The following is a 15,146-nucleotide window of genomic DNA, read 5'->3' as shown; positions in this document are numbered from 1 at the left end:
CCGTTGGCGTGCGGGGGTGCAGCCGTTGGCGTGCGGGGGTGCAGCTGTCGGGGTCACCGCACGGCGGGCCCCCTCACTGGGGCCTGGAGGAGACCAGCACGCCGATCTTGTCGATGCGGTGCTCGGGGTTGCCCCGGTCGTCACGCCAGTAGTTGCCCTCGGCGTTGTCCTCCGGGGTGGCGCAGGTGGAGATCGTGATCATGGGCTTGACGGGTTCCGCGCCCGGCTCGCCCGGGACCGCCGCGCGCTGCTCGGCCAGGGAGGCGGCCGACCGGAAGGACGTCTTGCGGGTATCGGTGATCCGGTACTCGTGCACCACGCCGCCCGTGGTCACGAAGACGGAGTCGCCGGGGTCCAGGGCCGGGAGGTCGCGCAGCGGGCCGCCTGCGGAGAGCCGGTGGGCGGTGACCAGGTAGTTCCCGACCTCGCCGGGCGCGACACCGCCCCGGGGCCCGTACGGGCTGGCGCCCAGGCCCTGGTTCTGGATGCGGGTGCCGGGCCAGTCGTCCGTGGTGCCCTCGTACGGGAGGACGCGCAGGCCTGCCAGGCCTATCTCGGGTATGGCCAGGACCGCGGGGCGGGTGCGGGCGTCGTCGTCGGCGGCGGGTGCGGCGGCGGGCTCCGGGGAAGCGGCGGAGGCGGCCGGGGCCGTGGCCGCGGCCGACGACGGGGTCGCCGTGGGAGCGGTGACGAGGTGGGCGGAGGCGGCGGACCGGGCCGGAGCCGCGGCGGGTGTGCCGCCTGCCGGCACGGCGGCGTCGGCGCCGGTGGAGCAGCCGACCAGGGCCGCCAGCGCGGCGGAGGCTATGAGAACGGCGGGGATGGTGCGAGGACTCTGCATGGCGTTCCGGGGCGTCGGCCGGGTGAGCGCACCACGGCGGGGCGGGCGACTGCGGCATCTATGGGGGCAAACGACGGTAACCGACCAAATGTTTCTCGAACAGACTTTCCGCCTGTGAGATCCGGGCGCCGGTCTCCTCGGCGGGGCGGGAGCTCGGCGGGCACGCGGGGTGTGAGGGTGGGGGCGGGGGCGGCGCGGTCCGCCCGCAGGAGAGGTCAGGAACGGAGCACACCGATGAGCCGCAGCTTCCAGGTCACCTTCGACGCCCACGACCCGCGGGCGCTGTCGATCTTCTGGTGCGAGGCCCTGGGGTACACCCACCCGTGGCCGCCCGGCGTGGATCCGGTTCCTGGCGGGGATCCGCTGGCCGCGTGGGACGTGTTCCTCGCGCGGGTCGGCGTACCGGAGGACCAGCGGAACAGCCGGTCGGCCATCGAGGACCCGGACGGGGACGGGCCGCGGGTGTTCTTCCAGCAGGTGCCGGAGGGCAAGACGGCCAAGAACCGGGTCCACCTCGACGTCCGGGCCGCGCCCGGACTCCAGGGGGACGACCGGATGACCGCGCTGGAGGGCGAGTGCGACCGTCTGGTGTCCCTGGGCGCCACACGGCTGCGCCGCTTCGAACCGGAACCCCCGCTGAGCACCGGCTTCATCGTGATGGCGGACCCGGAGGGCAACGAGTTCTGCCTGGACTGACGGGTCGCGGCCGCCTTCGGCGGGGTAGGGGAGCCGTGCGCAGCCGACGGAGGGAGGGAAGGGTGGGCCTGCCCAGCCTGCTCGGGGTGTTCGCGCACCCCGACGACGAGACCCTGGCCGCCGGCGGCCTGCTCGCACGGCACGCCGCCGACGGAGCCCGCACGGCCGTGGTCACCGCCACGTGGGCGACCGGCACGCACCGGGCCGCCGAGCTCGCCGGGGCCCTGCGGCTCCTCGGCGCGGGTACGCCCCGGCTGCTCGGCTTCGCCGACGCCCGCGTACCGGAGTCCTCCCCGGGCCCCCGCCTCCTCGACGTGCCGCTCGGCGTGGCGGTCGGGAGCCTCGTGGCCCACATCCGGGAGTTCCGCCCGGAGGTCGTGGTCACGCACGACGCACACGGGTCCTCGGGGCACCCCGATCACGTCCGCACGCACCGGGTGACCGTGCTCGCTGCGCAGGCCGCCGGGTCGGGTGGCTCGTACCCGGAAGCGGGGCCGCCGTGGCGACCCCGCGCGGTGTACCTCGCCACGCACCCGGAATCCGCGTCGGCGGCACTGGCGGACCTGCTGGCCGGCGTCGGCAAGCGGCTGCACACCGTCCCGGACGCCCACGTCACCACGGCGGTCGACGTGCGGCCCTGGGCCGGCCGGAAGTGGGCGGCCATCCTGGCGCACCGCTCCGAGGCCCGCCGGGCCCGCTCGCTCCCGGCCCTCCTGTCCGGCCTGCCGGCCCCGGCCCGCGAAGGGCTGCTGGGCACCGAGTGGTTCACCAGGCACGCCGAGCGGGGCGGGCCTCGGGGAAGCGCCGTTGCCGACTAGACGGAACCGGTCGGCGGGGGCGCGGCGTCGGTGACCCCGGCTGCGTCTGCCAGGTCCGCGGCGTGGTCGCACAGGACCAGCCGGGCCAGGGCGTGGCGGGTGAATCGGGCGCGGTCGGCGTCGTAGGGCGTCGTCTCGGTCACCCGCACAGCCTCGCAGACCGCGCCCGGCCCCCGTCAGGCGGTGGCGGGGCGCCATGTGGGGCGCCCGTCGGAGGGGTTGGCGTGGCCGAAGACCACGTCGGCGAAGTGGACGCCGAAGCCGAGGGTGCCGGGTTCCGCCAGTTCGGTCACGAGGCGGCGGCGGTGGGCTGCGGTGCGGGCCGGGTCGTGGTCGAAGGCCGAGGACCATTCCGGGTGGTCGATCTGGAGCGGCGAGTGGGCCGCGTCGCCGAAGGCGATCAGGCGCCGGCCTCCCCCGGTGATGACGTACTCGGCGTGGCCGGCGGTGTGGCCCGGGACGATCCTCGCGTGGACGCCGGGGAAGATCTCCTGGCCGTCCGCGACGGTGTGCACGCGGGGCGCGAGGGCCGCGACCTCGTCGGCCAGGCCCTGGGCGGCCAGTTCGTCACGTGAGTCCCATTCCTGCTCCGAGAGCAGGTGGCGGGCGTGGCCGAACGCGAGGCGGCCGGTGCCCGGCACCGGGAGGCACGCCCAGCCGAGGTGGTCGGCGTGGAGGTGGGTGAAGGCGATGGCCTCGATGTCCTCCGGGGCACGGCCGAGTTCGGCGAGGCCGTCGAGGAGCGCGCCGCCGTGGATCTCCTCGATCGGGCCGTCCGGGCCGGGACGGTACGAGCGGGGGCCGAAGCCGGAATCGATCAGCAGCGCGCGGTCGCCGTTTTCCACGAGCAGGGCGCCGACGCTGCCGGCGAGGTGGCCGGTGGCGTCCAGGTATTCCGGGTGGTCGGCCCAGGTCCGGTCGGTGGTGTCCGGGAGTACGGCGGTGGGCCTGAGCCGTACGGCGCCGTCCGGCACGTACGAGACCTTCGTCCCGCCGAGCCGGAGGGAGCGGATCCCGGACGGGCGGCGCAGTCGCTCGTCGTGAGTGGTCGTCATGTTGGGCATGGAGCAGTCCTCGTGAGGGTGCGTCAGGAGAGCGGGGATTTCCACCCCGCAGTGATCACCACCATAAGGATCAAGCTCGAATCATTCAAGCTGTAAATATTCTGCCTTGAGGAAGTTGGTAGGGTGGCGCCATGACGACGCCCCCCGAGCCGCAGGCCATCGCCGAGCGCCAGCTGTGCGGCCTGGTGAACGGGCTGGCCCAGCAGATCTCCGAGCACGTGCGCGAGCGTGCCGGCCGCCTGGGGCTCACGGCGCCGCAGGCAACCGCCCTCCGGGAGATGAGCGGGCCCATGACCATGCGGGAGCTCGCGGAGCGCATGAGCTGCGAGCCCTCCAACACCACCTTCGTCATCGACCGGCTGGAGAAGCAGGGCCTGGTCGAGCGCCGCCCGCACCCCACCGACCGGCGCGCCAAGCACCTCGTCCTGACCCCGGAGGGCGCCGCGTTGCGCGAGCGGCTGACCGGGCTGCTCGCCGTGGACTCGCCGCTGGCCGGGCTCAGCGAGGAGGAGAAGAAGGCGCTGCACGGGCTGCTGGAGCGGGCGATCGTCCGTCCCTGAGGGGGCCGGCGGCTTCCGCTCGCGTCCGGGTGGCGGCCGACGAGGTCCGCGTACCGGCTGTCCAGCCGTCCAGGCGTGAACCGGGGTCGAGGGTTCCGGAGAGGCGTACGCCGCCGTCGGCCTCCGTGGTGCGGGCGGCGGGGAGCCGTACGGCCAGGAAGCGGCCCGGCGCCCTGGCGGTGACCGGGCCCGCGGCCTCGACCGAGCGGACGCGCCGGCTGCCGGCCGCGAGGAACCAGCGGACACCCGAAGGCGCCGTCCAGACGGCGCCCGCGAGCATGTCCTGGCCGAACCTGCTGCAGGCGGCCGTGCCGTGGACCTGGCGGACGGGGTGGGTTCTGACGTCTGCGGCCCGCCGCCCCGGGACCTCCAGGGTCACCGACACCCGTCCCGTGCCCTCCCAGGTGTCCGCCCGCAGGCACACCCACGAGGCGCGGCCGCCCGCTCCGGGCAGGTCCTGGCCGGCGAAGTCCCAGCGGTTGACCGCACGTACGCCCGCCTCGCGCAGACCGGCGAGCCCGCAGGCCGACCGGGCCCAGGAGTCGAGCGCGGCCCGCCCGGTGGCCTCGCGGGGCTGCCGGGCGGGGGCTCCGGCGCCGGGCGGCGGGGTCCAGGTGAGGTGGGCGGGCAGCAGACCGCCGAGGTCGGCGACGAGGAAACCGTGCTTCTCGACGATGCGGGTGGAGGAGCGGAGTTGGAGTGCCGGGTGGCGGGTGCAGCCGGGGACGGCCGGCGGGGCGGCGGCGGCTCGTGATGCGGCTCCGGTTCCCCCCTCGGGGGTGAGGGCCGGGGCCGTCACACCGTCCGGGGCCGTCACACCGTCCGGTGCCGTCACGCCGTCCGGGGCCGCCGGCAGCGGGCGGGCCGGGGTGCCGGGGGCCAGCAGGTCCCGGATCTCGCTCGCGGCGATCCAGGGGGCGAGCAGGTAGCGGGTCCCGGAGGGAGTGCGCGCGAGGACGACCGCCGCCGCGGTGGTGACGTCGGCGCCGTCGGCCCGGGCCAGTTGCAGCTCGGGGGCGCCGGACGCGTCGAGGGGTTCGGTGTAGCGGGCCAGCCGCTCCCCGTCGTGGAGCAGCACGACCAGGCTCCGGCCGACCTGGCCCGCGTACAGCAGGCGCGGGGGTGCGGTGGGGGCGCCGGTGGCCGTGTCGGGAGCGGCTCCGGTAAGGAGGGCCGGGCGTCCGTACGCGCCCCAGGCGCGCAGGGCGCGGCCGAGCAGCGGGGTGTCGGCGGTGCGGGTGCCCCGGGCGGGCCAGGCGGTGAAGTCGACCCTGGAGGTGTCGGCCCACACGCCGGGTGCGGTACGGCGCAGGGCCGCCGGGTCGAGCGCGGCGTCCACCGTGGCGCGGGCCACGGCGGGCCGGTCCGCCGTGAGCTGCCCGGCCTGCGGCAGGAGGACTCCCCCGGCGGCGGCCAGCGCCGCCGTGACGGCGACCGCCCAACGGATGCGACGCCGGCGCCGGAGCAGGTCGGTGGGGCGGAGGTGGACCGTGCAGGGGTCGAACTCGCTGCTGAGCAGAAGCGATTCGGCGATGGGAGGCCCCGCGGTGCCGGCCGGGGGCCGGGGTTCGGTCGCGGAGTGGCCGGCTCCGGCGGTGAGCCGGACAGCCGTGCGGACGGCGGCCCCGGGGTCGGTCACGCCGGCCGCGGCGAGCAGCCGTGTGGCGGCCGGCTCGTCGAGGCCCTCCAGGAGGTGCAGGCCTAGCGCGGCGCGCACCGGCGCGTCGACCTCCGACAGGGCGCGGTCCAGGCCCAGTTCGGCGGCACCGCCGGAGCGGGGGAAGAGGCGGAGGCCGACGACCGCGGGCAGGGGCGTGCGGGGCAGGCGGCGGCCGTACCGCAGGGCGGAGCGTACGACGCGGGCGCGCAGCCATGCGTACGCCGGGTCCTCGGGCACGGGCGCCGGGCCCTCGGGCACGGTGCTGTCGTCGGCGGCCGGGCGGGGCTCGGGCAGCCCGGGCTGTCCCGGGTGCCGGGGCACTCCGGGCAGCCCGGCGGGGTACGGGGGTGACCCGGGGTCCTGACGGCCGGTCCGCGTACCGGCGAGGGCCCGCTGCACCAGGCCGTGGGCGGTCACCACGCGCCGGTGGCGGCCGAGGGCGGGCGGCAGGATCAGGTGGGCGAGGCGGACCAGGCGGGGGTACTGCCCGACGAGCGCGGCCTCCGCCTCGTGCCGGGCGGGGCGCGCGGCGCGCGCGGGTCGCGCAGGGGCTATCGCGGTGTTCCGGCGGCGTGACGACTGCATGCCCGACCAACGCGGCGCCGCACGCCGCGGTCACCCCCAAACCTGTGAACGGGCCCTGGCACGTGTGGGTGGGGCGCGGACGCGGGGCGACGGGCGACGGGCGACGGCCGCCGTTCGCCAGGCGCGGGGTCGCGGGGTCGCGGGGTCGCGGGGTCGCGGCACGGTGACGCACCAGGGAGAGAGCAGCCCTGGCACGTGGCGGTGCGGGCGCGGGCTCGGGGCGAAGGCCGTCGTTCGCGAGGCGCGGGGCCGCGGTACTGGTACGTCCCGCGGAGGAAACGGGCCCTGGCGCGTCGAGCTGCCGGTGCGGGCGCAGGGTGACGGCCGTCATTCGCCGGGCGCGCGGCCGCGGTACAGGTGTGTCCCGCGGAGGAAACGGGCCCTGGCGCGTCGAGCTGCCGGTGCGGGCGCGGGGCGACTGCCGTCATTCGCCGGGCGCGCGGCCCCGGGACGGGTACGTCCCGCGCTGCTTCTCGCGTGCGCTGCGGATGGCGCCATGTCCGGATGTGCTCTCCGGGGCGCGGGAGTCGGCCGGTCCGGGGCGAGACCGCCGCCCCTTGGAGCTCCGCCGTCGTCCGACGCGCATCCGCCCACGGCCCTCGGGCTCCGCAGGCCACGCGGCCGACCGGGGCAATCCGGGCGACCTTGCCGACCTGAGCGGAGACTGGGGCGGGGCAGGTGCCCGGCACCGGTCGTTCCGCCCTGCGGCTGGTGTCGTGCAGGTGCTCCTCGACTCCTGCCGGCCCTCCGGGTCGTCGTCGGTGACGGCGACCGCACCGGGCCCTGCCCAGCCCGGAGGCCTGCTGCCCGAGAGCGAAGTCCGGGCCGATCACCAGCTCGACGCCGGTGGGGGAAATCGCGGCCCGGGGGTGGCCGATGCGGGGACCGGGGTGGCGCGGAGCCGACGGGCCGCGGCGGGACAATCGCCGCGTGCGCACCCCCATTCCGTCACAGGACACCGCCTTCGTGGGCCGAGATGCCGAGGTGGCGCGGTTGCGGCCGTGGCTCCGGCGGCCCGGGCCTGTCACCGTCACCGGCCCCGGCGGAGTGGGCAAGTCACGGCTCGCCGCCCGCCTCGCCGCCCTCCTTTCGAGTGAACCGGAGGGGGAGGGGGTGGACGTGTGCTGGGCGCCGCTGTGGACGCTGCGCGGTGGCCGGCTGCTCGGGGCCGTCGTGGCCGAAGCCGCCGGGCTGGCCGACCACTCGCCGCGGGTGCCCGTCGCGGCGCTGGCGGAGTGGATCGGACGGCGGCGGGTGCTGCTGGTCCTGGACTCCTGCGAGCACCTGGTCGCCGAATGCGCCGCCCTGGTCGGCGAACTGCTGGCCCGCTGCCCGGCGCTGACCGTGCTGGCCACCAGCCGCGAGCCGCTCGGGGTGCCCGGCGAGCAGGTCCACGAGCTGGGGCCGCTGCCGGCCGCCACCGACGGGCTCACCCTCTTCCTCGACCGCGCGGCCGCCGCCGGTGCTCCGCTGACCCGGCCCGCCGACCTCGCCGCCGCGGCCGGGCTGTGCCGAAGGCTCCAAGGCATGCCGCTCGCCCTGGAGCTGGCCGCGGCGCAGCTGCGCGAGCGTCCGCCGGCTGCGCTGGCCGCACTGCTCGGCGAAGGGCTCCACGAGGTTCTGGACGAGGGAGGGGACGACGACCGCGGGGCGGCCGATGCCGCGCGGCCCGGGCGCCTGCGCGCGCTGCGGACCACCATCGGCTGGAGCCACGAGCTGTGCACGCCTGCGGAGCGGCTGCTGTGGGCCCGGATGTCGGTGTTCCGGGCGGAGACCGGCCTGGCAGTGCTGCGCGCGGTCTGCTGCGGCGGTCCGCTCGACGCGCCCGCTCTCGACGCCGCCCTGGCGGGGCTGTGCCGGAAGTCCGTCGTGTCGCTGACGCCCGGCGGCCGCTACCGGATGCTGGACACCGTACGGGAGTACGGCGACATGTGGCTGGCCGGGCTCGGGGAGCGGGACCGGGTGGCCGACCGGCACGCCCGGTACTTCCTCTCGCTGGCCCGGGAAGCGGACCGGGCCTGGTTCGGGCCGGACCAGCGGGGTGCGTACCGGGACCTGGGAGAGGCGTACCCGGACGTGTGCGCAGCCCTCGACCACCTCGGGTACGCCGACCCCGCCGGGGCCCTCGAACTGGCCGCGCTCGTCGGCTTCTTCTGGGCCTGCGGCGGCCGCCTCCACGAGGCCGGGCACTACCTGGCGCGGTTCACGGAAACCGGCGGCACCGGGCCGGACGGGGACGCGCCGGACCGGGACACGCCGGACGGGGACGCGCCGGACCGGGACGCGCCGGACAGGGGCGCGCCGGACCGGGACGTGCCGCTGCACGCGTACGCCGCCCCGGACGCCCACGCCCGGGCGCTCTGGGCGCTGGGACTGGTACGGGCGCTCCAGGGCGACCACCCGGCCGCGGCGGAGCTGGCGCTCGCGAGCCGCGCGTACGCGGAACTGCTGCGGGACGACGACCGCCTGCTCGACGCCGCCTACCTCCAGGGGGTGGTCCTGCTGCTGCGGGGGCGGGCCGCCGACGCCGGTGCCTGCGCGGCCCGGGCCCTGGCGGAGCTGCGCGGCACGCCGGCCCGGCGGGCCCGCTGCCTGCTGGTGGGCGTGTTCGCGCTGACCGGCGAGGGACGGCTCGCGGAGGCCCGGGAGGCCGCCGCCGACCTGCGGGACGAGTGCGTGCGGCGCGGGGAGGTGTGGACCCGTTCGTACCTGGACCACCAGCTGGCGCTGGGCGCGCTGCTGACCGGGAGCCCGGCCGAGGCGGAGGTCTGCGCGCGCCGGATGGTGGCGGGCAAGCACGCGATCGGCGATGCGTTCGGGGTGGCCCTGGGCCTGGACCTGCTGTCGGCGAGCCTCGCCGCGCAGGACCGGGCCGCGGAGTCGGCGGACGTGTACGGGGCGGCCTTCGCGTGCTGGCGTACGGTCGGCCACCCGCAGCGCGGCACCCCCGAGTTGTCGGCGGTACGGGACCGGGCGGAGCGGAGCGCCCGCGCGGCGATCGGGGACGGGGCGTACGACCGGGCGTTCGTGGCCGGTGCGTACGAGGACCCCGGCGCGGCCCTCCGCCGGATCCTCGCGGAACCCGTCTGACGGGCCGCCGTCCCGCCGGTCGGGGCGGGCGGCGAGGCAGGCGTCGGGGCCGGCGCGGAGGGTGGGCGCGGTGCCGGCGAAGTGGTCGCGCGGGTCGAAGCGGGCGAGGCCGCGGGGGGCGGAGGGGCGGGCGCGGCAGGTCGTCGAGGTCGACGAACCACGGGCTGTCGTGGCTGACCGGTACGGAGCCGGGCCGCGCCGTGCAGGAGGGCAGCCGGTGGTTCCAGGAGGCGCGGGCGTGTGCGGAGCGCGGCAGGAGCGGGGTGTCGCGGTGCAGCACGGTGGTTCCGCGTGTAAGTGAAGGCCCCGAGGACCCGGCGTTCGACCGGCGTGGCGTCGGCGGGCAGCCGCAGCGCCCGGTCGGGGCGGGCGGCGATCACGACGACGGCGTGCTCCGCGCTCTCCCCGTCCCCGGTGGTCACCCGTACCCGGTCGGTCCCGCGCACGACCGCGCGGACGGGCGTCCGCGCCGGCGAGCAGGCGGCGGGCCGCCCGGTGGCAGCGGGGTACCTCGGCAAGCATCGCGAGGTGCCGCCGCGGCGCGGGTTGCCGCCGCCGAGCGGGCACCGGGGGCCCGCGCCCCGGCGTATTCCAGGCCGCGGCCGTCGCAATGGGCGGCGGTCAGGCCGGCGACACCGGCTCTGTCCCCCCTGCTCCGGTCGGACGACCAGAGCGTCCCGAGGGGAGGAGGGGTTGAGGGATCAGGCGGGGGCCGTCGCCCAGGGGGTGTGGGTCACCGGGACGGCCTCGGCAGGCCCGGGCGGGCCGGGTGGTGTGCCCTCGCCGAAGGGGCGGCCGCCCAGTACCTCGCGGCCGTGCGGGGTGAGCCAGCCCGCCAGGTCGGGGCCGGCCGGGACGATGCCGGTCGGGTTGATGTCCGAGTGGACCTCGTAGTAGTGCCGCTTGATGTGCTCGAAGTCGACGGTGTCGCCGAAGCCCGGCGTCTGGAACAGGTCCCGCGCGTACGCCCACAGCACCGGCATCTCGGTCAGCTTGCGCGCGTTGCACTTGAAGTGGCCGTGGTAGACCGCGTCGAAGCGCACCAGCGTGGTGAACAGCCGTACGTCGGCCTCGGTGACGGTGTCGCCGACGAGGTAGCGGGTGTCCGCGAGCCGTTCCGCGAGGCGGTCGAGCCGCTCGAACAGCGCCTCGTAGGCCTCGCGGTACGCGGCCTGGGAGCCCGCGAACCCGGCCCGGTACACGCCGTTGTTGACGTCCTCGTAGACCTCCGCGTTCACGGCGTCGATCTCCTCGCGCCGCTCGGCGGGATAGAGGCGCGGCGCTCCGGGACGGTGGTGCGCGGTCCACTCCAGGGACAGGTCGAGGGTGAGGGCGGGGAAGTCGTTGGTCACGACCGCGCCGGTGGTGACGTCCACGACCGCCGGCACGGTGATCCCGCGGTCGTAGCCGGGGTCGCGGGCGAGGTAGGCCTCGCGGAGCCGTTCGATGCCGAGCACGGGGTCGCGGCCGCCGGGATCGAGGTCGAAGGTCCAGCTGCGCTCGTCGTGCACGGGCCCGGCGACGGCCATGGGCAGGGCCCGCTCCAGGCCGAGGAGGCGCCGTACGATCACGGCCCGGCTCGCCCAGGGGCAGGCGCGGCTGACCACGAGCCGGTAGCGGCCGGGCTCCACCGGGTGGCCCTCCCGGCCGTCGGCCGTGATCCGGGTGGTCAGATACCGGCTGTCCCGCTCGTAGGCGGCGCCGTCGTGTACGTAGCTCACGCCCCGCCCCTACCCGCCGTTCGCCGCCCGCAACGCGCGGGCCGCCGGCCCGGGAGGAGTGGGGCCGCGGGACCGGGGTAGGCGAGGGGCCCGTGGAGGACGACACGCACGGAACGGACGACGAGCACGGAAGGCGGCGGTCATGAAGGCGACGGCGGTCACGTACAAGCCGGTGGGCATGCTGCTGGGCACGGCGGGCGGCATGGCGGCCGGCGCGCTCTTCAAGCAGCTGTGGAAGGTGCTGGGGCACCAGGAGGACGCACCCGACGCCACGGACGAGCATCGGACGTGGCGGGAGGTGCTGATCGCGGCGGCCATCCAGGGCGCGGTCTTCGCGCTCGTCAGGGCGGCCGTGGACCGCGCGGGCGCCACGACGGTCCGCAAGGTCACCGGCACCTGGCCGGACTGACGGCCCCGGCGGGCAGGGGCCCGGGACCCCTGCCCGGCCTGCGGCCACTCCGCTCACGGCAGCGGCGTACCGCCGGTCGCGTTCATGATCTCCCCGGTGATGTAGCCGGCCTGCGGGGAGGCGAGGAAGACGTACGCGGGGGCCATCTCGGCGGGCTGCGCGGGCCGGCCCAGCGGCGACTGTTTGCCGAACTCCCGGGTGTCCGGCATCGTCGCCGGGATCAGCGGGGTCCACACGGGCCCGGGGGCGACGGCGTTGACCCTGATCCCGCGCTCGGCCAGCATCTGGGCGAGGCCCTGGGTGAAGTTGGCGATGGCGCCCTTGGTCATGGCGTAGTCCAGCAGGTGCGGGCTGGGCTTGTACGCCTGCACGGACGTGGTGTTGATGATGGAGGCCCCCGCTCCCATGTGGGCCAGGGCCAGCTTGGACAGCCAGAACATCCCGTACAGGTTGGTGCGCACCACCCGGTCGAACTGCTCGGTGCTGATGGCCTCGATGCCGTCGGGCTGGGACATCTGGTACGCCGCGTTGTTGACCAGCACGTCGATCCCGCCGAGCTCCGCGACGGTGCGGTCGATCAGGGCCCGGCATGCGGCCTCCTCGCGGATGTCGCAGGCCACCGGCACGGCCCGGCGGCCGGCCTCGCGTACCAGCCGGGCGGTCTCGTCCGCCTCCCGCTCCTCCTCGGGCAGGTGGGTGAAGGCGACGTCCGCGCCTTCACGGGCGAAGGCGAGCGCCACGGCCCGTCCGATGCCGGAGTCGCCCCCGGTGACCAGGGTGCGCAGGCCGGTCAGCCGGCCGTGGCCCCGGTACGAGTCCTCGCCGTGGTCCGGCGGCGGGTCCATGGGCCCGGTCCACCCGGGCGGGGACTGTTCCTGGGCCGGGAAGTCCGGCCGGGGGTACTGCGTCGTGGGGTCGGGAAGCCGCTCGTCCACCGCTGATCGCCCTTCGTTCGGCCCCCCGGGCCCCGGTGGCCGCGTGCGGCCCCCGCCCCCGGCCCTCCGGTCACGTCCGTCTCCCTGTGCCGCCTTCCCGCGGCGGCTCCGCCCATGCGCTCGGGCCGGCCCGGGTGCCCGTGCGGCGGCAGGCACGGGCACCGGCACCGGCACGGGCGCGCGAGGGGGCGTACACCGGCGGCGCCCTCCCGTACGGACACCCCGGCCGCGTACGCCGGGCTAGCCGGCGCTCACCGCGGACACGTGGGTGGAGCCGTCGCGGAGGGCGGTGATGCGGACCTGGCCTGCGGGGAAGCCGTCGCTGCCGTTCGGGCCCGGGATCCGGGCGAACGGGGTCCACGAGCCGTCGGGCCGCCGGATGTTGTGCCAGGCCCGGCCGTCGAGGCCGACCGCCACGACGTGTGCGGCGCCGTCGGGCGTGCCGGCGATGCCGACGGCGCTGGCTCCCATGGTGGGGGTGGTGACGCCGCGCGGGGGCCGGAAGCCCGTCCAGGAGCCGTCCGGGCGGCGCAGCTGGTGGTAGACCATGCCGTCCAGGCCGATCGCGAGGACCTGTGACGAGCCGTCGGGCATGCCGGTGATGGCCAGGGCGGGGCCGGAGAACGTGGGCGCCCCGCCGTAGCCGGCCATGCGCCCCCACGGGCTCCACGAGCCGTCGGCCCGGCGTATGCAGTGGTACATGGCTCCGTCGGTGCCGTAGCCGAGCAGCTGCGCGGACCCGTCGGGCATCGCGGCGACCGACACCTTCGTCGCGCCCCAGCGGCTCGCGCCCGCGGTGCCGGGCACGGCCCGGAAGCCGGTCAGGCCGCCGTCGGCGCGCCGCTGCTGGTGGTGGACGGTGCCGTCCATCGCGGTCACCACGATCTGGCAGGTGTTCGGGAACCCGGCGAGGTCCGCCTCGCGGACGGTGAACTCGGCCCTGCCGTCCGGGCCGGTGATCCGCTCCCAGGGCAGGAGCGTGGCCGGTCCGCGTACCGAGGTGAGCCACAGGCTGTTGTCGGGCGCGATGCCCAGGACGACGACCGACCCGTCCGCCATTCCGGCCGCGGCGGTCTGGAGGCCCGCGAACGAGGCCGCGCCGTCGGCACCGGGCAGCGGCCGCATGCTGCTCCACGTCCCGTCGGGCCGCCGCTCGGTGTGGAAGAGGGTGCGCCGTTCCACGTCGTACGGGGGCAGTTGGGCGGAGTGGAACCAGACCGGGTTGGTGACGGCGACCAGCTGGTCCAGCGTGGTGGAGGCGGGTCTGGGCCGCCGGACCTCGGCGCGGGCGAACAGGCAGGCCTTGCCCCAGCCGCGCCACCGCAGCTGCCCGCGGCCGCCGGCGCCGATCCAGGTGGCGGCCATGATGCCCCACTCGGTGTACAGGGTGACGATGCTGTCGGGGGCGCCCGAGACGTCCACGGTGACGTCGACGGCGTCGAACAACGACAGCGGCAGTTCCTCGCCGGGGCCCGCCACCGCACCGCCGCCGCGGGCCGTCAGGTCCACCGTGACGGCCGCGGACTCGACGGCGTACGAGCGGCCCCGGCGCAGGGCGTCGAGGACGGCGGGGGCGGAGAGCGAGGCGGCGCGCACCACGTTGTGGGGGCGGCCGACGGCGTCGGCGGGGCTGTGGGCATCGCTGTTGCCGACGGCGGCGACGCGCTTGCCGACGCAGAGCAGGGCGTGCCAGGCGGCGATGTTGGCCGCGTCGTCCAGGGTCCAGGGGCCGTTCCACACCTCCAGCGCGTCGACGCGGTCGAGGCCGAACTCCCAGAACGAGCCCGCCGCCGGGGTGAGCGGGTGTGCGGCGATCGTGAGGCCGCCGAGGCTGTGGACCCGCCGGGAGTGGGCGTCGAAGGCGCCGTCGCGGGGGGCGTGGTGCCAGTCCACCCACTCGCCCTGGGGCAGTCCCACGGCCAGCCAGTGGCCGTGCCGGGTGGTGACCTCCTCGGCGTTGAGGACGAGCAGGTCGGTGGGGACGTTGCCGCGCCAGGACACGCCGGTGGAGCTCGTGTTGTGGTCGGAGGTGGCGAGGAAGTGCAGGCCCTCGCGGCGGGCGGCCTCGACGATCTCGTCCACCGTGCGCCCGCCGTCGGAGTGCACGCTGTGCAGGTGCAGGTCGCCGCGGTACCAGCCGGGGCCCCGGCCGGGCACGGCGGTCGGCAGGATGTCGTACGGGCGGCCGGGCAGCGGGTCCCCGTGGTGCAGGGTGACGGTGACCTGCCAGGCCATGCCGCCGGCCGCGCGGACGATGGGGCCGAGGGCGACGTACCAGGGGCCGGGCTCGACGGGCCCGGGCAGGTACCCGGGGGTGGCGTCCGCGCCGGAGAGGGTGAACTCGGAGCGGGCGCTGCCCGACCAGCCGCGGAAGCCGGAGGGGCCGAAGATGCCGGTGTCGAGGATGCCCGCGGCCGCGTCGTAGCCGGAGGACACCGTGATGCGCTGGACGCCGGCCGGGACGTCGAAGGGTACGGACGCCCACTGGTCGAAGCCGTTGGGCGAGCGGCCCTGGTAGGTGGTGGTCACCGTGCCGGTGCCCAGGCCGGTGGTGGTCGCGGCGCTCGCGAGGGGGGCGGGCAGGAGTGCGGCGGCTCCGCCCGCGGCGAGCAGTCCGCCGAGCCGGAGCAGGGTCCTGCGCTCGACGCCGGGGGCGGCGGTGCGGGGGGTCGGGCAGGGAGTGCAGGTCTCGGACGGGTGGTTCGGGGGGTGGTCGCTCAGCACAGCCTGGCTCTCCGTTCACGTGACGGGGCGGGGCGGGGAGGGA

At 76.7% G+C, this 15,146-nt stretch carries 12 protein-coding genes; 5 read left to right on the top strand and 7 right to left on the bottom strand.

Going from position 1 to position 15,146, the window contains the following annotated elements; all coding sequences use genetic code 11:
- Positions 1 to 73: 73 nt before the first annotated feature.
- Positions 74 to 841 (bottom strand): class E sortase, encoded by a 768-nt coding sequence (locus ACIQUQ_RS05080; RefSeq protein WP_403971433.1) that lies wholly within the window; start codon positions 839 to 841, stop codon positions 74 to 76.
- 234 nt (positions 842 to 1,075) lie between these two features.
- On the opposite strand from ACIQUQ_RS05080, the gene ACIQUQ_RS05075 reads away from it, so the two are divergent.
- Entirely contained in the window at positions 1,076 to 1,537 is a 462-nt protein-coding gene (locus ACIQUQ_RS05075) for a VOC family protein (protein WP_403971431.1), read from the top strand.
- A 62-nt stretch (positions 1,538 to 1,599) separates the two neighbouring features.
- Positions 1,600 to 2,355 (top strand): PIG-L family deacetylase, encoded by a 756-nt coding sequence (locus ACIQUQ_RS05070; RefSeq protein WP_403971429.1) that lies wholly within the window; start codon positions 1,600 to 1,602, stop codon positions 2,353 to 2,355.
- Here ACIQUQ_RS05070 and ACIQUQ_RS05065 read toward each other — a convergent pair.
- Positions 2,352 to 2,498, bottom strand: a complete 147-nt coding sequence (locus tag ACIQUQ_RS05065) for a hypothetical protein (protein WP_403971427.1) — start codon at positions 2,496 to 2,498, stop codon at positions 2,352 to 2,354. The two genes, ACIQUQ_RS05070 and ACIQUQ_RS05065, sit on opposite strands and share 4 nt — an antisense overlap.
- Positions 2,499 to 2,531: 33 nt before the next feature.
- Positions 2,532 to 3,410: an MBL fold metallo-hydrolase gene (locus ACIQUQ_RS05060; RefSeq protein ID WP_403971425.1), complete on the bottom strand. Its 879-nt coding sequence runs from the start codon at positions 3,408 to 3,410 to the stop codon at positions 2,532 to 2,534.
- A 140-nt stretch (positions 3,411 to 3,550) separates the two neighbouring features.
- Between ACIQUQ_RS05060 and ACIQUQ_RS05055 the strand changes: the two genes are divergently transcribed.
- Entirely contained in the window at positions 3,551 to 3,979 is a 429-nt protein-coding gene (locus ACIQUQ_RS05055) for a MarR family winged helix-turn-helix transcriptional regulator (RefSeq protein ID WP_403971423.1), read from the top strand.
- Here the strand turns inward: ACIQUQ_RS05055 and ACIQUQ_RS05050 are convergent.
- Entirely contained in the window at positions 3,918 to 6,224 is a 2,307-nt protein-coding gene (locus tag ACIQUQ_RS05050) for a hypothetical protein (RefSeq protein ID WP_403971421.1), read from the bottom strand. The two genes, ACIQUQ_RS05055 and ACIQUQ_RS05050, sit on opposite strands and share 62 nt — an antisense overlap.
- A gap of 930 nt (positions 6,225 to 7,154) precedes the next feature.
- On the opposite strand from ACIQUQ_RS05050, the gene ACIQUQ_RS05045 reads away from it, so the two are divergent.
- On the top strand, positions 7,155 to 9,314 hold the full coding sequence (locus tag ACIQUQ_RS05045; RefSeq protein WP_403971419.1) for an ATP-binding protein: 2,160 nt from the start codon (positions 7,155 to 7,157) through the stop codon (positions 9,312 to 9,314).
- Positions 9,315 to 10,015: 701 nt separating this feature from the next.
- Here the strand turns inward: ACIQUQ_RS05045 and ACIQUQ_RS05040 are convergent.
- On the bottom strand, positions 10,016 to 11,035 hold the full coding sequence (locus tag ACIQUQ_RS05040; protein ID WP_403971417.1) for a glutathione S-transferase family protein: 1,020 nt from the start codon (positions 11,033 to 11,035) through the stop codon (positions 10,016 to 10,018).
- A gap of 142 nt (positions 11,036 to 11,177) precedes the next feature.
- On the opposite strand from ACIQUQ_RS05040, the gene ACIQUQ_RS05035 reads away from it, so the two are divergent.
- The gene (locus tag ACIQUQ_RS05035) at positions 11,178 to 11,444 is read left to right on the top strand and encodes a DUF4235 domain-containing protein (protein ID WP_403971415.1); all 267 of its coding nucleotides are present in this window, start codon (positions 11,178 to 11,180) and stop codon (positions 11,442 to 11,444) included.
- A 53-nt stretch (positions 11,445 to 11,497) separates the two neighbouring features.
- Here ACIQUQ_RS05035 and ACIQUQ_RS05030 read toward each other — a convergent pair whose 3' ends face one another.
- Together ACIQUQ_RS05030 and ACIQUQ_RS05025 are read right to left on the bottom strand one after the other, a co-directional pair.
- On the bottom strand, positions 11,498 to 12,379 hold the full coding sequence (locus ACIQUQ_RS05030) for an SDR family oxidoreductase (protein WP_403971413.1): 882 nt from the start codon (positions 12,377 to 12,379) through the stop codon (positions 11,498 to 11,500).
- A 240-nt stretch (positions 12,380 to 12,619) separates the two neighbouring features.
- A complete protein-coding gene (locus ACIQUQ_RS05025) occupies positions 12,620 to 15,103 on the bottom strand; it encodes a CehA/McbA family metallohydrolase (RefSeq protein WP_403971411.1) in 2,484 nt (827 codons plus the stop codon).
- Positions 15,104 to 15,146: the final 43 nt, after the last annotated feature.

The organism is Streptomyces sp. NPDC101118, from assembly GCF_044759445.1.
In the GTDB taxonomy this organism is placed as follows: domain Bacteria; phylum Actinomycetota; class Actinomycetes; order Streptomycetales; family Streptomycetaceae; genus Streptomyces.
This window is presented reverse-complemented; position numbering and strand designations above follow the sequence as displayed.